At 70.7% G+C, this 18,393-nt stretch carries 18 protein-coding genes and 1 tRNA gene; 8 read left to right on the top strand and 11 right to left on the bottom strand.

Going from position 1 to position 18,393, the window contains the following annotated elements; genetic code table 11:
• Window positions 1–37: 37 nt before the first annotated feature.
• From BGP73_RS09115 to BGP73_RS09100, 5 genes are all read left to right on the top strand, one after another.
• Window positions 38–850 (top strand): DUF881 domain-containing protein, encoded by an 813-nt coding sequence (locus BGP73_RS09115; RefSeq protein ID WP_069813558.1) that lies wholly within the window; start codon window positions 38–40, stop codon window positions 848–850.
• Between the two features lie 265 nt (window positions 851–1,115).
• A complete protein-coding gene (locus BGP73_RS22590) occupies window positions 1,116–1,286 on the top strand; it encodes a hypothetical protein (RefSeq protein ID WP_107473998.1) in 171 nt (56 codons plus the stop codon).
• The gene (locus BGP73_RS09110; RefSeq protein ID WP_069813556.1) at window positions 1,283–1,921 is read left to right on the top strand and encodes an aminodeoxychorismate/anthranilate synthase component II; all 639 of its coding nucleotides are present in this window, start codon (window positions 1,283–1,285) and stop codon (window positions 1,919–1,921) included. Before BGP73_RS22590 ends, BGP73_RS09110 begins: the two co-directional genes overlap by 4 nt.
• Window positions 1,922–2,043: 122 nt before the next feature.
• The gene (locus tag BGP73_RS09105) at window positions 2,044–3,318 is read left to right on the top strand and encodes a class E sortase (RefSeq protein WP_079127406.1); all 1,275 of its coding nucleotides are present in this window, start codon (window positions 2,044–2,046) and stop codon (window positions 3,316–3,318) included.
• 83 nt (window positions 3,319–3,401) lie between these two features.
• Window positions 3,402–4,178 carry a class E sortase gene (locus tag BGP73_RS09100; RefSeq protein WP_079127365.1) on the top strand — a complete coding sequence of 259 codons (777 nt, stop codon included), beginning with the start codon at window positions 3,402–3,404 and terminating at the stop codon, window positions 4,176–4,178.
• Window positions 4,179–4,293: 115 nt separating this feature from the next.
• On the opposite strand, the gene pknB is transcribed toward BGP73_RS09100, so the two are convergent.
• The 6 genes from pknB to BGP73_RS09070 all read right to left on the bottom strand — a co-directional run bounded on the left by pknB (window position 4,294) and on the right by BGP73_RS09070 (window position 12,336).
• Entirely contained in the window at window positions 4,294–6,279 is a 1,986-nt protein-coding gene (gene pknB, locus BGP73_RS09095) for a Stk1 family PASTA domain-containing Ser/Thr kinase (RefSeq protein WP_069813552.1), read from the bottom strand.
• A 170-nt stretch (window positions 6,280–6,449) separates the two neighbouring features.
• A complete protein-coding gene (locus BGP73_RS09090) occupies window positions 6,450–7,916 on the bottom strand; it encodes a peptidoglycan D,D-transpeptidase FtsI family protein (protein ID WP_069813549.1) in 1,467 nt (488 codons plus the stop codon).
• Window positions 7,913–9,310, bottom strand: a complete 1,398-nt coding sequence (locus BGP73_RS09085) for an FtsW/RodA/SpoVE family cell cycle protein (protein ID WP_069813547.1) — start codon at window positions 9,308–9,310, stop codon at window positions 7,913–7,915. Before BGP73_RS09085 ends, BGP73_RS09090 begins: the two co-directional genes overlap by 4 nt.
• A 16-nt stretch (window positions 9,311–9,326) precedes the next feature.
• Window positions 9,327–10,853, bottom strand: coding sequence for a Stp1/IreP family PP2C-type Ser/Thr phosphatase (locus tag BGP73_RS09080; RefSeq protein ID WP_069813984.1), 1,527 nt, complete (start codon window positions 10,851–10,853; stop codon window positions 9,327–9,329).
• 129 nt (window positions 10,854–10,982) lie between these two features.
• Entirely contained in the window at window positions 10,983–11,498 is a 516-nt protein-coding gene (locus BGP73_RS09075; protein ID WP_069813545.1) for an FHA domain-containing protein FhaB/FipA, read from the bottom strand.
• A gap of 10 nt (window positions 11,499–11,508) precedes the next feature.
• A complete protein-coding gene (locus tag BGP73_RS09070; protein ID WP_069813543.1) occupies window positions 11,509–12,336 on the bottom strand; it encodes an FhaA domain-containing protein in 828 nt (275 codons plus the stop codon).
• A 401-nt stretch (window positions 12,337–12,737) separates the two neighbouring features.
• On the opposite strand from BGP73_RS09070, the gene BGP73_RS09065 reads away from it, so the two are divergent.
• From BGP73_RS09065 to BGP73_RS09055, 3 genes are all read left to right on the top strand, one after another.
• Window positions 12,738–12,821, top strand: a tRNA-Leu gene (locus BGP73_RS09065).
• A gap of 545 nt (window positions 12,822–13,366) precedes the next feature.
• The gene (locus BGP73_RS09060; RefSeq protein WP_069813541.1) at window positions 13,367–14,203 is read left to right on the top strand and encodes a hypothetical protein; all 837 of its coding nucleotides are present in this window, start codon (window positions 13,367–13,369) and stop codon (window positions 14,201–14,203) included.
• 75 nt (window positions 14,204–14,278) lie between these two features.
• Window positions 14,279–14,620: a rhodanese-like domain-containing protein gene (locus BGP73_RS09055; RefSeq protein ID WP_069813983.1), complete on the top strand. Its 342-nt coding sequence runs from the start codon at window positions 14,279–14,281 to the stop codon at window positions 14,618–14,620.
• Between the two features lie 79 nt (window positions 14,621–14,699).
• Here the strand turns inward: BGP73_RS09055 and BGP73_RS09050 are convergent, their stop codons facing one another.
• Genes BGP73_RS09050 through paaA form a run of 5 tightly spaced genes read right to left on the bottom strand, consistent with a single transcriptional unit; the run spans window position 14,700 to window position 18,293 of the window.
• Complete coding sequence (locus tag BGP73_RS09050) at window positions 14,700–15,791, bottom strand: 2Fe-2S iron-sulfur cluster-binding protein (protein WP_069813532.1); 1,092 nt, start codon at window positions 15,789–15,791, stop codon at window positions 14,700–14,702.
• Entirely contained in the window at window positions 15,792–16,301 is a 510-nt protein-coding gene (gene paaD, locus BGP73_RS09045; protein ID WP_069813529.1) for a 1,2-phenylacetyl-CoA epoxidase subunit PaaD, read from the bottom strand. It lies immediately after the preceding gene.
• Window positions 16,295–17,017 (bottom strand): 1,2-phenylacetyl-CoA epoxidase subunit PaaC, encoded by a 723-nt coding sequence (paaC, locus tag BGP73_RS09040; protein ID WP_069813527.1) that lies wholly within the window; start codon window positions 17,015–17,017, stop codon window positions 16,295–16,297. The genes paaD and paaC overlap by 7 nt, the downstream gene beginning before the upstream one ends.
• Window positions 17,014–17,304, bottom strand: coding sequence for a 1,2-phenylacetyl-CoA epoxidase subunit PaaB (gene paaB / locus BGP73_RS09035; protein ID WP_069813525.1), 291 nt, complete (start codon window positions 17,302–17,304; stop codon window positions 17,014–17,016). Before paaB ends, paaC begins: the two co-directional genes overlap by 4 nt.
• Entirely contained in the window at window positions 17,301–18,293 is a 993-nt protein-coding gene (gene paaA / locus BGP73_RS09030) for a 1,2-phenylacetyl-CoA epoxidase subunit PaaA (RefSeq protein WP_069813523.1), read from the bottom strand. Before paaA ends, paaB begins: the two co-directional genes overlap by 4 nt.
• Window positions 18,294–18,393 lie beyond the last annotated feature (100 nt).

The raw sequence follows: 18,393 nt of genomic DNA, 5'->3' as shown, positions 1-18,393 counted from the left end.
GTAGTCCTTCCGAGGCTTCGAAGGAGATAAGGGTACGGTGAGCATTTCCGCGGATCGCCCCGAAGCCCCGTCGACGCCCGACGAGCCGGCCCCCTCGGCCGGGGCCCCGCAGCCGTCCGGCCGGCGGTTCCGCCCGGTGCGCCTGCTGACGGCCGGGGTCTTCGCCTTCGCCGGACTGATCTTCTGGACCAGCTTCAACACCGCGCAGGGCACCGATCTGCGCAGCGACGCGTCGATGCTCAAACTCTCCGACCTGATCATGGAGCGGAGTAAGAAGAACGGCCGGCTGGAGGACGAGGCAGCCACCGTCCGGGGCGAGGTCGACAGCCTGGCCCAGCGCGATGACGACCGCAGCGCGGCCGAGGACCGAGAGCTCGAGGGGCTGGAGCGGGCCGCCGGCACCCGGCGGCTGAGCGGCCAGGGGCTCACCGTGACCCTCACCGACGCGCCGCCGGACGCCACCGCCCTGATCCCCGGGGTCCCCGAGCCGGAGCCGAACTTCCTCGTCATCCACCAGCAGGACCTCCAGGCGGTGGTCAACGCGCTGTGGCTGGGCGGCGCCGAGGGCATCCAGATCATGGACCAGCGGTTGATCTCGACCAGTGCGGTGCGCTGCGTCGGCAACACCCTGATCCTGCAGGGCCGTGTCTACTCCCCGCCCTACCGGGTGACGGCCGTCGGCGACCAGGAGAAGCTGCGGAAGGCCCTCAACGAATCCCCGGCCATCCAGAACTACCTGCGCTACGTCGACGCCTACGGGCTCGGGTGGAAGGTCGAGCGGCGCGACGCGGTGACCCTGCCCGGCTACTCCGGCGGCACCGAGCTGGACTACGCCAAGCCGCGGGACTGATCGCTGTCCGGTAGGGCCCGGCGGGCGCACGACGGCACTTGATGGCGCCCAGTGGTCGGAATGCCCCGATAGGGCCAGTATTCGGATATCCCTCCGCCCCGCGCTCCTCCCCCACTACCCTGAGCGGGCGCGGGAGGTGCCCCCAGCGTCTGGCACCGTGCGGTCGTCCGCCGGAGATGACGGGACAGCGCTTAGTGCCGCCCCCTCCGCCGCGCCCCTTAGTCTGTGTGCTGCAAGCGACTTCGTCGGCGCGAGTAGGGACGGCATGTACGGCTGGATCTGGCGGCATTTGCCGGGCAATTCATGGGTGCGGGCGGTGATCTCGCTGGGACTCGTACTGTTGGTCGTCTACCTGCTCTTCCAGTACATCTTCCCCTGGGCGGAGCCGCTGCTCCCGTTCAACGAGGTGACCGTCGACGAAGGGGGTGCCGGATGAGCACACGGATCCTCGTGGTGGACAACTACGACAGCTTCGTCTTCAACCTTGTGCAGTACCTCTACCAGCTCGGCGCCGAGTGCGAGGTGGTCCGCAACGACCAGGTCGACCTCGCCCGCGCCCGGGACGGTTTCGACGGGGTGCTCCTCTCCCCCGGCCCCGGAACCCCGGAGCGGGCCGGGGTCTGCGTCGAGATGGTCCGGTACTGCGCCGCGCAGGGGGTGCCGCTCTTCGGGGTCTGCCTGGGCATGCAGTCCATGGCGGTGGCCTACGGCGGGGTGGTGGACCGTGCGCCGGAACTGCTGCACGGCAAGACCTCCTCGGTGACCCACCGGGCCGAGGGCGTCTTCCAGGGCCTGCCGTCCCCCCTCACCGCCACCCGGTACCACTCGCTGGCCGTCCGGCGGGAGAGCCTGCCGGACGAGTTGGCCGTCACCGCCTGGACCGGGAACGGTCTGGTCATGGGCGTGCGCCACCGGGAACTGCCGGTGGAGGGCGTGCAGTTCCACCCGGAGTCGGTGCTCACCGAATACGGGCACCGGATGCTCGCCAACTGGCTGGCGGAGTGCGGGGACACGGCCGCGGTGGAGCGGTCGGCCGGCCTCGCCCCGGTGGTAGGCAAGGCCGGCGCGTGACCGCGGGGCCTGCTGAGCACGGTGGCGGATATGGGGCGTACGAGGGCGGAGACGCTCCGCCGCAGGGGCATGGCGGGGAGGAACCGCCGGGCTACCACCACGACGGCACCTTCTACTCGGCCATGGAGCGGTTCGACAGTCCGCTGAACAACCCGCTGCCGGAGCAGGACGGCTACTACCCGGAGCCGGGACCGGGAACGGACCCGCACGGCAGCCACCACTACCCGTCTTCCGGGCTCGGCGCCTACGGCCTCGACCACGGCACGGTCGGCTATCCCGAGCAGGGGCTCGTCAGCAGCGCTCCCCCCGGGGCGGCGACCGCCCCGGGAACCTCCTACCCGCCGGGCCCCTACGGCGCGGAGGCGGGGCACGCCCCCGGTCCGCACTACGGCTCGGTGGCCGACCCGTACGGAGCGGGGGGCGAGGCGCAGGCGCCGCTGCCGGACCAGCGGCGCCCGGAGCCGGACCACGGGGACGGGGAACAGTGGCTGCCGTCCGACGACGAGACGGTGGCACTGCGGCTGGACGAGGTGGCCGCCGACCCCGATCCGGAGGAACAGCCGGTCGGCGGGCGCGCCGAGCGACGGCGGGCGGCCCGGGGTGGGCGGAGACGAGGCACGGGGAGCCGGCGGGCGGCCGAGGGGGCGGAGGAGGCCGGTACCGCCTCGGCGCCGCTGAGTCGGGTGGAGGCCCGCAGGCTGGCGCGGGCGCGCAAGGACAGCCCCGCGGTCGTCGCCAGTCGAGTCGTGGGTGAGCTGTTCATCACCATCGGGGTGCTGATGCTGCTGTTCGTCGCCTACCAGCTCTGGTGGACGAACGTCCTCGCCCACCAGCAGGCCGGCGGCGCCGCGAACAGCCTGCGCGAGGAGTGGAAGAAGGGCGGGGTGGAGGACCATGACGCCGGTGCCTTCTCCCCCGGAGAGGGCTTCGCCATCATGTACATCCCGAAGCTCGACGTGAGGGTGCCGATCGCCGAGGGCATCGACAAGCAGAAGGTGCTCGACCGCGGCATGGTCGGCCACTACGCGGAGGGCGAACTCAAGACCGCGATGCCCTGGGACGACGCGGGGAACTTCGCCGTGGCCGGGCACCGCAACACCCACGGTGAGCCGTTCCGCTACGTCAACCGGCTCCGGCCCGGTGACGAGATCATCGTCGAGACGCAGAGCACCTTCTACATCTACGAGATGGCGAGCTTCCTCGACCAGACCCCGCCGTCGAACGTCGATGTGATCGGCCCCGTGCCCGCCGGGTCGGGATTCACCGACGAAGGGCGCTACATCACGCTGACCACCTGCACCCCGGAGTTCACCAGCAAGTACCGGCTGATCGTCTGGGGGAAGATGGTCAAGGAACAGCCGCGCAGCGAGGGCAAGCCGGAGGCCCTGCGCGGCTGAGGAGGAGGGGCGGTTCCTCCGGCGAAGCCCCCGGCTGGAATCCTTTCAGCCGGGGTTCTCGGCAAGAGCACGGTGGGGGTTCGGTGGCAGGCACGACCGAGCGGGACGGACAGGGTGAGCAGACCGACGGTGCGGTGAAGGCGTCCGGGGCGCGGGGCCGCACCGGAGGGGGAGCGGGGGCTCCCCGGACGCGCCGCCGGATCGCCGCGGTCGCCAGCGTCATCGGCGAACTGCTGATCACCGCCGGCCTGGTGCTGGCGCTCTTCGTCGTCTACTCACTGTGGTGGACCAACGTCGTGGCCGACCGCAAGGCCGCGGTCCAGGGCGACCGGGTGCGGGACCACTGGGCCGAGGACCGCGGCCCGGGGGCGCTGGACACCAAGGACGGGGTCGGGTTCCTGCACGCGCCCGCGATGGACGACGAGGAGATCCTGGTGGCCAAGGGCACCGATCCGGAGGAGCTGGACCACGGGGTGGCCGGCTACTACACCGGGCCGGTGAAGGCCGTGCTGCCGTGGGAGGGCGAGGGGAACTTCTCGCTCGCCGCGCACCGGGACGGGCACGGGGCGAAGTTCCACAACATCCACAAGCTGCGCGAAGGCGACCCGGTGGTCTTCGAGACCCGGGACACCTGGTACGTCTACAAGGTCTACGCGAAGCTGCCGGAGACCTCCAAGTACAACGTGGGCGTGCTCGACCCGGTGCCCAAGGAGTCCGGGAAGCGGAAGCCGGGGAAATACCTGACGCTGACCACCTGCACGCCCGTCTACACCTCGAAGTACCGGTACATCGTCTGGGCGGAGCTGGAGCGCACCGAGCGGGTGGACGCCCAGCGCACCCCGCCCGAGGAGCTTCGCTGACCCTGCTTCCGGCCGTCGGCCGGCCAGCCGCACGGACTCCGGGCCGGTGACCAGCGCCAGGTCAGGCGGTGGTCACCGGCCCGGAGTCCGGTGAGGCGGTTGGAAACCGTGGGGATCAGCCGCGCCGGCCTCCGGGGCCGCCGAAGAACCCGCCGTCGTCGCCGTGCGGATTGCCCGTGCTCGGGGCCGTGACGATGGTGACCTGGTCGCCCTTCGACACCTCGGCGCCGGCGTCCGGACTGGTCGCCAGCACCCTCGCGTTACCGTCCTGGGGCCCGGTGACGTTGCCCACCGACAGCCCGGCCTCGGTCAGGATCCGCTTGGCGTCCTCAAGCTTCTGCCCCTTGACGTCCGGCATCTGGAACTTCTCCACCGGTTTGGCGATGGTCAGCGTGATGGTCGAGTTCGGCTTGACCTTCTCGTTGCCCCCCGGCGACTGCGCGATGACCGTGTTCTCCGGGACATCGTTGTTGGGCTGGTCCTGGGTGGCGACCTGGAGGCCGAGCGCCTCGAGCTGCTGCTTTGCCTGGTCCAGAGGCTTGTTGGTGACGTCGGGCACCAGCGTCTCCTCCGGCGCCTGGGCGACCGACAGGGTGATCTCGGTGTCCTTCGCCCGCTCGCTCTCGGCCGCCGGATCCTGTTCGACGACGGTGCCCGGCTCGTGGTCCTCGGAGGTGACCTGCTTCGTGCTGATCTTCTCGAAGCCCTCCTTCTTGAGCTTGGCCTCGGCTTCGTCCAGCGGCAGGCCCTTGACGTCCGGGATCTTGACCAGGTTCGGTCCCGAGCAGAGGGTGACGTCCACCTCGCTGCCCTTGGGGACCTCGGTCTCCTTCGCCGGGTCCTGCTTGGTGACGGTGTTCTTCTCCCCGCTCTCACAGGTCTCGGAGCCGGCCTTGACCAGCTTCAGGTCGATGTTCTCCGCCTTGCGGGAGGCCTCGTCGAAGTCGAGGCCGACGAGGCTCGGCACCGGGACGTCGTTGTCCGCGCTCACCGAGCCGAAGAGCTCCCGGCCGATGAAGACCGCGCCGATGAGCACCAGCAGTCCCGCGACCACCAGCAGCACCGTCGAGGTGCTGCTCTTGCGGCCGCCGCCGCGCCGCCGGTCCGGCCGTTCGTCGTAGCCGAAGCCGCCGTCGTCCTCACGCAGCGGGGGCAGCATCGAGGTCTGCCCGCCCGGGTCCGTCGCCCGCAGCGCGGTCGTCGGCTGGTCGTCGCCGTACCCGCCGTAGCCGACCCCGGCGAACTCCGCGGCCGCGACCGGCCGCCCCTCCAGGGCGGCTTCGATGTCGGCCCGCATCTCGTCGGCCGACTGGTAGCGGTAGTCCGGGTCCTTGACCAGCGCCTTGAGGACGATGGCGTCCATGTCCGGCGAGATCTCGGGGTCGAAGGTGCTCGGCGGCTGCGGTTCCTCGCGCACGTGCTGGTAGGCCACCGCGACGGGGGAGTCACCCACGAAGGGGGGCCGGACGGTCAGCAGTTCGTACAGCAGGCAACCGGTGGAGTAGAGGTCGCTGCGGGCGTCGACCTGCTCGCCCTTGGCCTGCTCCGGTGAGAGGTACTGCGCGGTGCCGATCACCGCGGCGGTCTGCGTCATGGTCATGCCGGCGTCGCCCATGGCGCGGGCGATGCCGAAGTCCATGACCTTGACATGACCACTGCGGGTCAGCATGACGTTCGCCGGTTTGATGTCCCGGTGGACGATGCCGGCCCGATGGGAGTACTCCAACGCCTGGAGGACGCCGACGGTCATCTCCAGCGAGCGCTCGGGCAGCAGCTTGCGCCCCGAGTGCAGCAGCTCCCGCAGGGTCGAACCGTCGACGTACTCCATCACGATGTACGGGATGGAGACACCGTCGACGTAGTCCTCGCCGGTGTCGTAGACCGCGACGATGGCCGGGTGGTTCAGAGAGGCGGCCGACTGGGCCTCGCGGCGGAACCGGGCCTGGAAGGACGGGTCGCGGGCGAGGTCCACTCGGAGCGTCTTCACAGCCACGGTGCGGCCCAGGCGGGTGTCATGGGCGAGATAGACCTCTGCCATCCCGCCGCGGCCGAGCACCGAGCCCAGCTCGTACCGGCCGCCGAGGCGACGCGGCTCTTCCATAGCTTCTCCAGCCTTCTCCGTCATTCCCGACCGCACCGGTGTGGGTCCGGCGGTGCTGTCCGGGCATACCGTACCCGGCGCGTCTCAGAGCTCCCGGGGCCTGCCGCGAGCTGATACACGACCGGTACGAGCCGAGCCGGGAGCACCCCGGGCCGGCGGCACGGGCCCGGTCACCTCTTGCCGCTGATGACCGCCTCCATGACGCTCTTGGCGATCGGCGCGGCCAGCCCGCCGCCGGAGATGTCGCCCCGGTTGGCCTGGGAGTCCTCGACCACCACGGCCACCGCCACCGGCGACCCGTCGGCGGTCTTGGCGTAGGCGATGAACCAGGCGTAAGGCTTCTCACTGTTGTTGACGCCGCGCTGGGCGGTGCCGGTCTTGCCACCGACGGTGACGTTCGGGATCTGGGCCGCGGTACCGGTGCCGCCCGGCTTCACCACGGTCTCCATCATCTCCTGGAGCTTCTGGGCGTTCTCCGAGCTGAGCGGCCGGCTCATCTCCTCCGGGCTGCTCTGCTCGACCACGTTGAGGTTCGGGGCCCGCAGCTGGTCGACCATGTACGGCTTCATCAGCTTGCCGTCGTTGGCGACCGCGGAGGCCACCATGGCCATCTGCAGCGGGGTGGCGGCCGTCTCGAACTGGCCGATCGCGGAGAGGGCGGTCTGCGGCTTGTCCATGGTGGTGGAGAAGTTGCTCTTGCCGGCCCGGACGGGGGTGTCGATCTCCGGGTTGTTGAAGCCGAACTTCTCGGCCGTCTCAAGCATCTTCTCCCTGCCGAGATCCGATCCGATCTTGCCGAAGACGGTGTTGCAGGAGACCCGGAGGGCGTCCCGCAGCGTGGCGTCCTTGCAGGGGATGTTGCCCTCGTTCTTCAGCTCGGTGCTGGTGGTCGGCAGGTTCCAGGGCAGCGGGGAGTCGGTCTTCGCGTCGATGTCGCTGTAGAGGCCGTGCTCCAGCGCCGCCGCGGCGGTGACCACCTTGAAGGTGGAGCCCGGGAAGTAGGTCTCCCTGAGCGCCCGGTTCCGCATGGGCTTGTCCGGGTCCTTGAGCAGCTTCTGGTAGTTCTCGCCGTCCTCAGCGCTCATCCCCGCGATCGTGGACGGGTCGTAGGAGGGGGTGCTGGCGAGTGCGAGGATCTTGCCGGTGGCCGGCTCGATGGCGGCCACCGCGCCCTTCTTGTCGCCGAGGCCCTGGAAGGCGGCCAGCTGGGCGTCCCGGTTCAGGGTGGTGACGACCTGCCCGCCCTTCTTCTCCTTGCCGGTGATCATGTCGATGGTCCGGTTGAAGAACAGCCGGTCGTCGTCCCCGGTGAGGATCTGGTCGTTGAGCTTCTCCAGCTGGTTGGCGCCGAAGACCTGCGAGGCGTAGCCGGTGACCGGCGCCCACATCTCGCCGTCCTTGTAGGTGCGCTTGAACTTGAAGTCGCCGCTGTCGGTCGTCGTGCTGCCGGTGATGGCCTCGCTGCCGACGATGATGTCGCCGCGGGGCTGGCTGTAGCGGGCGATGTCGACGCGGCGGTTCCGGTCGTCCTTCTGGAGTTCGTCGGCCATCACGAACTGCACCCAGTTGATCCGCACCAGCAGGGCGAGCACGAGCAGGCCGCAGAAGATGCTGACCCTGCGCAGTGGCTTGTTCACGTTCGGACCACCTGGGTCATCTCGGCGTCGGGGGACGGAGCGGGGGACGGGGCCGGCCGCCGGGCGGTGTCGCTGATGCGCAGCAGGATGGCGATCAGCGCCCAGTTGGCGATCACGGAGGAACCGCCCTGGGCCAGGAACGGCATCGTCATACCGGTCAGTGGGATGAGGCCGGTGACACCGCCGGCGACGACGAAGACCTGGAGCGCGAATGCTCCGGTGAGCCCGACCGCCAGCAGCTTGCCGAAGGGGTCGCGGGCGGCCAGCGCGGTGCGCAGGCCGCGCTCGATGAGCAGCGCGTAGAGCACCACGATCGCCATCAGGCCGGTGAGACCGAGCTCCTCGCCGACGGTGGCCAGGATGTAGTCGCTCTTGGGAGCGATGCCGCCGATGAGCCGGGAGTAGCCCTGGCCCAGCCCGGAGCCGATGATGCCGCCGGATCCGAAGGCGTACATGACCTGGGCGGTCTCGGTGACCGCGCCGTCGACGGTGGCGAGCGGGTCGAGCCAGTTGTTGACGCGGCTCTGCACGTGGCTGGCGAAGGAGGCCACCGCCACGGCTCCGGCGGCGCTCAGCGTGAGCCCGAAGATCACCCAGCTGGTGCGCTCGGTGGCGACGTACAGCATGATCACGAAGAGGCCGAAGAAGAGCAGCGAGGTGCCCAGGTCGGTCTCGAAGATGAGGATCAGGAGGCTGAGGGCCCAGATCGCCAGGATCGGGCCGAGGTCGCGCCCGCGGGGCAGGTACAGGCCCATGAAGCGCCGACTGGCCAGGGCGAGGGCGTCCCGCTTGACCATCAGGAAGCCGGCGAAGAAGACCGCGATGATGATCTTGGCGAACTCGCCGGGCTGGAGCGAACCGACGCCCGGGATGGTGATCCAGATGCGGGCGCCGTGCACGGCCGGGAAGAACATCGGAAGGACCAGCAGGACCAGGGCCACGACCATCGAGATGTAGGTGTAGCGCTGGAGAACCCGGTGGTCCTTGAGGAAGACCATCACCCCGAGGAAGAGTGCCACCCCCAGGGTGGACCACATCAGCTGGCCGGGCGCCATCGCGCCGCCGAGCTGCGGGGTGGTGATGCTCGGCTCCAGGTCGAGCCGCCAGATCAGCACCAGGCCGAGCCCGTTCAGCAGCGTCGCTATCGGCAGCATCAGCGGGTCGGAGTAGGGCGCGAACTTGCGCACCATGAGGTGTGCCACACCGGCGAGCAGACCGAGGCCGCCGGTGTAGCCGAGTACCCCGGCCGGTACGGTGCCCTCCTTCGCCAGACCGACGTTGACATAGGCGAAGACCGGGATGAGCACCGCGAAGACGAGGAGGGCGAGTTCGGTGTTGCGCCGGCTCGGAGCCCCCATCGCCCCGATGGTGGTGGTGTTGGTGTTGCCGCTCATCACTGGCCCCTCATGACTACTGCTGAGTGCGGTCGCACTGTTCGGCCAGTCGTTTCTCTTCCTCCGACAGGGTAGGGCCGGGCGATCCCTTGCCGGACTTCTCGGTCTGCTCGCCGTCGGAGAGGGCGGAACCGGTGGCGTCCGACTTCTTGTCGTCCGCCTTCGGTGCCTTCGGGGTCTTCTCCTCGGACTTCGCCTGGTCCCGCTCGGCCGCGCGGAGCGCGGCGTCCTTGCGGCAGGCGGTGGCCTGCTTGCCGAGTTCGTCGACCTTGTCCCGGGCCTGGCCGAGGCTGCCGACCGTGATGGTGGCCTCCACCTGCTTGCGCTGGTAGGCCGGGAGGTACTTGAGTTCGATCTCGGGGTGGTCGGCGTGCACCCGGTTGAGGTTGATCCAGGCCAGGTCCTGGCTGATCCCCTGGTAGAGCGCGACGTGCTTGCCGTTGGCGCCCACGAAGTACTGGGTCTGGGTCCACCGGTAGCCACCGTAGAGCCCGGCTCCGACGCAGCTCAGCGCGAGTACGGTGATCAGGGAGCCCTTGAGCCACTTCGCGCCGCCGCGCGGTTTGCCGAAGGCCGCCTGGGGACTGCCGAAGCCACCGCTGGCCGGGGCCCCGCCGGCGAGCGCGGGGGAGCCGCTGCCGGGTGGCCCGAAGCCGCCGGCCGGGGAGCCCGACGCCTGCGGGGGCACTGCCCGGCCCAGTTCCGCGGCCCGCGCCGCCGGGGTCCTGCCGGCGGCGCCGTCGCCCAGCGGCGACTGGTTCTCGGCGACCGCTCCGACCACGACCGGGGTGTCGTTGAGCTGACCGGCGCTGGTCTCGCCGTCGACGTCCAGCACATCGGCGACGATGCAGGTGATGTTGTCCGGGCCGCCGCCGCGCAGTGCGAGCTGGATGAGCTCCTGCACGGTCTCGTGCGGGCCGTGCCGGTTGGCGAGGGTGGCCTCCAGGGTCTCGTGGCTGACGACGCCGGAGAGACCGTCGGAGCAGATGAGGTAGCGGTCGCCGGCCCGCACCTCGCGGATGGAGAGGTCCGGTTCGACCCGGTCGCCGCTGCCCAGCGCGCGCATCAGCAGGGAGCGCTGCGGGTGGGTGGTGGCCTCCTCCTCGGTGATCCGCCCCTCGTCGACCAGCCGCTGCACCCAGGTGTGGTCCTGGGTGATCTGGGTGAGGACGCCGTCGCGGAGGAGGTACGCGCGGGAGTCGCCGACATGCACCAGACCGAGCCGCTGGCCGGTCCAGAGCAGCGCGGTGAGCGTGGTGCCCATGCCCTCCAGCTGCGGGTCCTCCTCGACCATGAGGCGCAGTTGCTCGTTGGCGCGCTGCACCGCCGTGCCGAGGGAGGTGAGGATGTCGGAGCCGGGCACGTCGTCGTCGAGCTGTACCAGCGTGGAGACGACCTCCGAACTGGCCACCTCCCCGGCGGCCTGCCCACCCATGCCGTCGGCGATGGCGAGCAGGCGGGGCCCGGCGTAACCGGAATCCTCGTTGCCCTCCCGGATCATGCCCTTGTGCGACCCGGCGGCGAAGTGCAGCGAGAGACTCATGCGCACCTCGCCTGCTGGCTCGGGGTACATCCGCATGGTGCCCACCCTCCGGTCGGGAGCGTGCCCGTGCTCACGGACTCGGTGGCCCGGGCCACCGGGGCGCGCTCGCTCCGTTCGCTCATTGTCGTACTACTTCCGCAGCTCGATAACGGTCTTGCCGATACGAATCGGCGCACCCGGCGGAATGGGTGTGGGGGTGGTGAGCCTGGCCCGGTCCAGATAGGTGCCGTTGGTCGATCCCAGGTCCTCGACGATCCACTGGCCGTCCCGGTCGGGGTAGATCCTGGCGTGCCTGCTGGAGGCGTAGTCGTCGTCCAGCACGATGGTGGAGTCGTGTGCCCGGCCCAGACTGATGGTCTGGCCGTGCAGCGCGACGGTGGTGCCGGTCAGGGAGCCTTCGGTGACCACGAGCTTGGTCGGTGCTCCGCGCCGCTGCCGGCCGCCGCGGCCGCCGGACTGCCCCCGCTGGGCGGACTGCTGCCGGCCGACCTGCGCACGGTCCCGGTCACCGCCTCGCCGGGCGGTGCGCTGCGTCACCCGGGTGCCGAACAGGTCGCTGCGGATGACCTGCACGGCCACGATGACGAACAGCCACAGTACGGCCAGGAACCCCAGCCGCATGACCGTGAGGGTCAGCTCTGACATTGCCTCCGCTTCACCCTTCGGCTTGCCGGTAAACGATGGTGGTGCTGCCCACGACGATCCGTGAGCCGTCGCGGAGCGTAGCGCGGGTGGTGTGCTGTCCGTCCACCACGATGCCGTTGGTCGACCCGAGGTCCTGGACCACGGGGGTCGGTCCGACCCGGATCTCGCAGTGCCGCCGGGAGACGCCCGGGTCGTCGACCCGTACGTCGGCCTCGGTGCTGCGGCCGAGGACCATGGTCGGCTGGGAGATCTGGTGGCGGTTGCCGTTGATCTCGATCCAGCGGCGGACCTGTGCGTTCGACGGCGCGGCCCCGGGAGCGCCGGGGGGCCGGGCCCCGGGGAAGTGGGCCCCGGCCGGGGCGCCGCCCGGCGGCGGGCCGGCGGGCATGGGAGGCAGCCCGCTGGGCGGCGGGGGGTAGCCGGGGCCGCCCGCGGGGGCACCGGGCTGCTGGGGCTGCGAGTGGCTGCCGGCGAGGGTGCGGCTGCGGACCCGGTACAGGCCGGTGTCGAGGTCCTCGGCGCGCTCCAGGTGGACCTTGATGGAGCCCATGAAGGTGTAGCGCTGCTGCTTGGCGTAGTCGCGCACCATGCCGGCCAGCTCGTCGCCGAGCTGGCCGGAGTAGGGGCTCAGCCGCTCGTAGTCCGGCGCGCTGAGCTCCACGATGAAGTCGTTGGGGACGACGGTCCGCTCGCGGTTCCAGATCGTCGCGTTGTTGTCGCACTCCCGCTGAAGTGCGCCCGCGATCTCCACGGGCTGCACCTCGGACTTGAACACCTTGGCGAAGGTGCCGTTCACGAGACCCTCGAGACGCTGCTCGAAGCGCTTCAGTACTCCCACGGGGCACCTCCTTCCTTGATGTGTGTGCCGAAGTTGTCGGTGAACGGGTGATATCGACTTGTCGGTGTTGCTGTCGTGCCGCTTACTTGGTACTGCGTACCGGTATCGCTTGCTGATCGTATCCACGATCGGGGGAGGCGAGTGGTTCCACTTCCGGGCCCCGCTCTCCAGTGTCCCCCCTCACAGGATCGTAGAGGTGCTGTGAAGGACAGTGTCCCGCAACCGTGACGCTCCTCCGGTCGCCGGGCGCTGAGGCGACTGATTGAGGCCCGTTCAACTGATGTGAACGCACCCCCGTCGGCGTGCTAGTCTTCTGGACGTCGGGAGGCGCTCCCAGCAGGCCGGTCACCGGGGAAATCCGGTCCGGAAGATGTTGGAAAAGCCGAGCGGCGACACCCAATGCGCGGGTGGCGGAATAGGCAGACGCGCTGGATTCAGGTTCCAGTGCCCGAGAGGGCGTGGGGGTTCAACTCCCCCCTCGCGCACAGCGGAGCACCGTCGGAGGTGCTCGGTCGTAGTGACGGAACGGTCGTCATCGTGTTCACGATGGCGGCCGTTTTTCTTCTTTCCTGACCTGGGGCGCAGACGGTGGTCGACGTCGTCGCGGAGCCGGCGTGGTCGAGCTTCCGGCGGTGCTGGTCACCGGCTCCGGGCGGCGAGTGTCCGCCGTCCTGCCGAGGTGTGGGCAGTCTCACTTCTCCGCCCCCTCACTCCGCCTCGGCAGGTCGTCCACACCTCGTGCCCGACGGGTGGCGGACGGTCGCCACTTCCTGGCGCGTCCGGCGGACGAACCGCCGGAAGGCCGCCGCACCTCGGCCGCCGCGACCGTCACCCCGCTGGCCGCGGTGCCGCCAGGCTGGTGTCACTCCTTGCCCCTCCCGCGTTCGTTCCTTGCGCGAGTAGCGCTGGAAGCAGAGGAACGGACGCGGCTACGCCGCCGCCGACCGCTCCCAGCGCTGACGAAAGCGTTGGCAGGGCGGCGGGGGGCGGTGTCGTGTCAGCGCGCGTTGATCGGCCGTAGGCTGGGCGGGTGACGAATCCGGAGACCGATCAGAGGGACCGTGAGGCAGCCGGACAGGACGCGGAGGCCGAACGGGAGGCCACCGCGCGCCTGGCGAAGGCGGTGCGCGCTGCCGAACAGGCGCTGATCGAGTTCGAGATCGCGATGGAGACGTTCCGGGTCGAGGTGGAGAACTTCTCCCGGCTCCACCACCAGCGGCTCGGTCCGATGTACACCCGGCTCGACGAGCTCGACGCGCTGATCGCGGAGGCCATCGCGGCGCGGAGCGGGGACCCGGAGGACGAGCGGCGGGCCAGGGAGATGCGCGGCCTGGTGCTGCCGATGCCCGGGGTGGAGGAGTTGTTCCACGGCTGGATGGACTCCAGCGGCATACTGCCGGAGGCGGCGGCCATGCTGACCGACCGGCCGGTGCAGCCGCCCAAGCGGGTGCGGCCCAGCGAGGAGGCGCGCCGGATCTACCGGGAGCTGGTGCGCAAGGCCCACCCGGACCTGGCGCGGGAGGCCGCCGAACAGGAGCGAAGGAGCGCCTTCGTGGTGCGGGTGAACCAGGCGTACGCGATCGGGGACGAGAACGTGCTGCGGCAGCTGGCCGAGGAGTGGGAGGCGGGCCCTCCCGCCCCGGAGCGGCAGCCGAGCCGCAGCGAGGAGCTGTACGCCCGGCTGGAGTGGCTGGCGCAGCGCAAGGAGTTGCTCTCGGCCGCGGCGGCCGAGTTGGAGGCCAGCGCCATCGGTTCCATGCTGAAGATGGCGCCCGACGACCCGGACCGGCTGATCGACGAGATCGCCGAACAACTGCTGGCCCAGGTCGCCGAGCGGGAGGCGCAGTTGGCCGAGCTGGTTGGTTAACGTTTGACCGCACGGGGCCGGTGACGGAGCGGTCTGACCGGGCGCGGCCCGGAGCGCGGAGTGAGAGGGATGTCCATGCAGTTCGGCCAGATGCCTTCGGTGGCAGCATCAGCGGTACCGTCCGATGGCTTCCTCCTGGACGTACGGGAGGACGACGAGTGGGCCGCCGGCCACGTCGAGGGGGCGCTGCACGTACCGATGGGCCAGGTCGTGGCCCGGTTCGGGGAACTGACCGAGGCGGTCGACGGCGGCCTGGTGCACGTGGTCTGCCGTAGCGGCGGTCGGTCGGCGCAGGTCACGCAGTATCTGATCGCGCAGGGACTGGAGGCCGTCAACGTCGGGGACGGGATGCTGGGCTGGGAAGCGGCCGGCCGTCCGATGGTGGCCGACGGGCAGCACCCCGCCACCGTGGTGTAGACCCGCTACGGGCCCCACCGGCGGAACGGCGCGGATCCGGCGGCGAGGCCCGGTGCGCCGCGGCCCGGGCGGGCCGTGGTCAGCGGTCGAAGTCCAGCTCGACCCGCTCGGTAAGCGGGCGGGACTGGCAGGCCAGCACATGCCCGGAGGCGAGTTCCTCCGGTTCCAGGGCGAAGTTCCGGTCCATCCGCACCTCACCGGAGACCAACCGGGCGCGGCAGGTGCCGCAGACGCCGCCCTTGCAGGCGTACGGGGCGTCCGGGCGGTTGCGCAGCACCGCATCGAGCAGCGTCTCGCCCTCGCCGACCGGCCAGCTGCCGGAGCGCCCGTCCAGGGTGGCGGTGAGTGAACTCCGGGCGGGGCCGGCGCTGCCGGAGGGCACGGGGGTGGTGGGCACGGCGTCCGTGCCCTCGTCCACGTGGAATATCTCCTGGTGCACCCGGCGGCGACCCACGCCCAGACCGCGCAGCGCCCGCCCGGCGCTCCGCACCAACCCGTAGGGGCCGCAGAGGAACCACCGGTCGATCTCCTCGACGGGGAGCAGCGCGGGCAGCAGAGCGGTCAACCTCTCCTCGTCGAGGCGACCGGAGGCCAGGCCCGCCTGCTGTTCCTCGCGGGAGAGCACCGAGACCAGCTGGAAGCGGTCGGGCCAGCGGTCCTTCAGGTCGGCGACCTCCTCCAGGAACATCGTCGACGCGGTGGTCCGGTCGCTGCGGACCAGGCAGAACCGGGCCGTCGGCTCTTCGGCGAGCAGGGTGGAGACGATCGAGAGAACGGGGGTGATGCCGCTCCCGCCGACGACGGCCGCGTAGTGGCCGGGGGCCGGGTCCAGGACGAAACGACCGATCGGGGGCGCCACCTCCAGCACGTCGCCGGGCCGCAGCTCCTTGAACGCGTAGGTGGAGAAGACCCCGCCGGCCACCAGCCGGACCCCCACCCGCAGGTTCCGCGGACTGCCGGGTTCGGTGACCGGCGCGCAGATCGAGTACGTGCGGCGGATCTCGGTGCCGTCCATCGCATGGCGCACCGTCAGGTGCTGTCCGGGTGAGTAGCGGTAGGCCGCCCGGAGTTCGGGGGGCACGATGAGGGTGATGGCCACCGAGTCGTCGGTGAGTCGTGTCACCTCCGCCACCCGCAGCGGGTGGAAGGCGCCAGGGCGGGCCGGGGCCATTCACAACTCCTTGAAGTGGTCGAAGGGTTCGCGGCAGGACTCGCAGCGGCGGAGCGCCTTGCACGCGGTGGAGGAGAAGCGGCTGAGCAGGGTGGTCTCGGTGGAGCCGCACTGCGGGCAGCGGACCGCCAGCTGGACGGGCACCGGCCCGCCTCCGGGGCCGGTCGGGCGCGGGGGCGCGATGCCGGCCTCGGCAAGCTTCCGGCGGCCGTCGGCGGTGATGTCGGCGGTACTCCACGCCGGGGCGAGCGCGACGCGCACGGAGACCTCCGGCACGCCGTGTTCGCTGAGCAACTGCTCGATGTCGGCTGCCATCGTCTCGATCGCCGGGCATCCGGTGTAGGTGGGGGTGAGCTCCACCTCGACCCGCCCGGGGCCGAGCGACCGTACTCCGCGCACCACCCCGAGTTCGGCCAGGGTCACCATCGGCAGCTCCGGGTCGGGCACCGAGCCGGCGAGTTCGGTCAGCCTCCGCTCCAACGGTGTCCGCTCGGCGGGCGCGGTCACCATTTCGCTCCGGGATGGCTGCGGTGCAGGTGCTGCATCTCGGCGAGCATTCGGCCGAACGGCTCGGTGTGCAGGCCCTGCCGGCCGGCGCCCGCCCGCCACGCTCCGCTCTGCGGTCCCTCCGGGACGGTCAGGGTGGCCCGCCGCAGTACCGAACCGATCGCCGACCGCCACTCTCCGTGCAGCGCCGGCAGGTCGGTGTCCAGGCCCTCGATCGGCTGGAAGAGTTCGCCGGTGAAGCGCCAGAGCGTGTCCAGGCCGAGCTGCATCCGCCGATGGCTCTCCTCGGTCCCGTCACCGAGGCGGAGGGTCCACTGCTCGGCGTGGTCCCGGTGGTACGCCGTCTCCTTGACCGCCTTCGCCGCGAGCGGGGCGAACGGGCCGCTGCCGCCGGCCAGCTCGGCGTAGAGGAGTTCCTGGTAGGTGGAGAAGAGGAGTTGGCGGGCGATGGTGTGGGCGAAGTCGCCGTTCGGCTGTTCCACCAGCTGGACGTTGCGGAACTCGCGCTCCTGGCGGAGGTAGGCCAGTTCGTCCTCGTCGCCGACCGAGGAGAGCAGCGTCCGGGCCTGGCCAAGGAGGTCGAGCGCGATGTTCGCCAGCGCGACCTCCTCCTCCAGCACGGGAGCGTGCCCGGCCCACTCGCCCAGCCGGTGGGAGAGGACGAGCGCGTCGTCGCCGAGGGCGAGCGCCGCGGTCCTGGGGGCTCGGGTGGTCGTCACAGGTGGCGCACCCCTTCCGGGATCTCGTAGAAGGTGGGGTGCCGGTAGGGCTTGTCGGCGGCGGGGTCGAAGAAGGGGTCCTTCTCGTCCGGGGAGGAGGCGGTGATCGCGGTGGCGGGTACCACCCAGATCGAGACGCCCTCCCCGCGCCGGGTGTACAGGTCGCGGGCGTTGCGCAGCGCCATCTCCGGGTCCGGGGCGTGCAGACTGCCGGCGTGGGTGTGGGACAGGCCGCGCCGGCTCCGCACGAAGACCTCCCACAGGGGCCAGTCACCACTGCCGCTCATGCCGCCGCCTCCTGGCGCTCGTGCTTCGCGGCGTAGGCCGCCGCCGCCTCGCGGACCCAGCCGCCCTCTTCGTGTGCCCGCCGGCGTTGGGCGAGCCGCTGGTCGTTGCACGGGCCGTTGCCCCGCAGCACCTCGCGGAACTCCTCCCAGTCGATCGGGCCGAAGTCGTAGTGGCCGCGGTCTTCGTTCCATCGCAGTTCGGGGTCGGGGAGGCTGAGCCCGAGGGAGGCCGCCTGCGGTACGCAGATGTCCACGAAGCGCTGCCGCAACTCGTCGTTGGAGTGGCGCTTGATCTTCCAGGCCATCGACTGGTCGGAGTGCGAGGACTCGGCGTCCGGCGGGCCGAACATCATCAGGGAGGGCCACCACCAGCGGTCGACCGCGTCCTGGGCCATCGCGTGCTGCTCATCGGTGCCCCGGCTCAGGGCGAGCAGGAGTTCGTAGCCCTGTCGCTGGTGGAAGGACTCCTCCTTGCAGATGCGCACCATCGCCCGGGCGTAGGGGCCGTACGAACAGCGGCAGAGGGGGACCTGGTTGGTGATCGCCGCACCGTCCACCAGCCAGCCGATGGCGCCGACGTCCGCCCAGGTCAGAGTGGGGTAGTTGAAGATGGAGGAGTAGCGCTGGCGGCCGGCGTGCAGTTTGTCGAGGAGCTCCTCGCGGCTGGCGCCCAGGGTTTCGGCCGCGCTGTAGAGGTACAGGCCGTGTCCGGCCTCGTCCTGCACCTTGGCCATGAGGATGGCCTTCCGCCGCAGGGAGGGGGCCCGGGTGATCCAGTTGGCCTCCGGCTGCATCCCGATGATCTCGGAGTGGGCGTGCTGGGCCATCTGGCGTACCAGGGTGGCCCGGTAGGCCTCCGGCATCCAGTCCCGCGGCTCGATGCGCTCGTCGGCGGCGAGCGCCGCGTCGAACGCGGCGCTCGCCGCGGCGTCCTCGACGCCGGTCTCCCCGGCAGCGGCCCTTCCACCGACCGTGTCCAGCGCTGTCATCCCTGGCCCCTCACTCGACCCGACCAACCGACCGATCGTTCGGTTCAATGGTGCGGGGGCGGATCTACGGTGTCAAGGCTGTGGATAACGTGGAGATCAC

The organism is Streptomyces sp. TP-A0874, assembly GCF_001748085.1.
GTDB lineage: Bacteria > Actinomycetota > Actinomycetes > Streptomycetales > Streptomycetaceae > Streptomyces.
Note: the sequence above shows the minus strand (reverse complement) of the source record. Positions and strands in the feature narration are given on the sequence as shown.

Coding starts and splice junctions, on each gene's coding strand:
- BGP73_RS22590 (WP_107473998.1), top strand. CDS start 1,116: ATGTACGGCTGGATCTGGCGGCATTTGCCGGGCAATTCATGGGTGCGG.
- BGP73_RS09110 (WP_069813556.1), top strand. CDS start 1,283: ATGAGCACACGGATCCTCGTGGTGGACAACTACGACAGCTTCGTCTTC.
- BGP73_RS09105 (WP_079127406.1), top strand. CDS start 2,044: ATGGAGCGGTTCGACAGTCCGCTGAACAACCCGCTGCCGGAGCAGGAC.
- pknB (WP_069813552.1), bottom strand. CDS start 6,279: ATGGAAGAGCCGCGTCGCCTCGGCGGCCGGTACGAGCTGGGCTCGGTG.
- BGP73_RS09085 (WP_069813547.1), bottom strand. CDS start 9,310: ATGAGCGGCAACACCAACACCACCACCATCGGGGCGATGGGGGCTCCG.
- BGP73_RS09080 (WP_069813984.1), bottom strand. CDS start 10,853: ATGAGTCTCTCGCTGCACTTCGCCGCCGGGTCGCACAAGGGCATGATC.
- BGP73_RS09075 (WP_069813545.1), bottom strand. CDS start 11,498: ATGTCAGAGCTGACCCTCACGGTCATGCGGCTGGGGTTCCTGGCCGTA.
- BGP73_RS09055 (WP_069813983.1), top strand. CDS start 14,279: ATGCAGTTCGGCCAGATGCCTTCGGTGGCAGCATCAGCGGTACCGTCC.
- BGP73_RS09050 (WP_069813532.1), bottom strand. CDS start 15,791: ATGGCCCCGGCCCGCCCTGGCGCCTTCCACCCGCTGCGGGTGGCGGAG.
- paaD (WP_069813529.1), bottom strand. CDS start 16,301: ATGGTGACCGCGCCCGCCGAGCGGACACCGTTGGAGCGGAGGCTGACC.
- paaB (WP_069813525.1), bottom strand. CDS start 17,304: ATGAGCGGCAGTGGTGACTGGCCCCTGTGGGAGGTCTTCGTGCGGAGC.
- paaA (WP_069813523.1), bottom strand. CDS start 18,293: ATGACAGCGCTGGACACGGTCGGTGGAAGGGCCGCTGCCGGGGAGACC.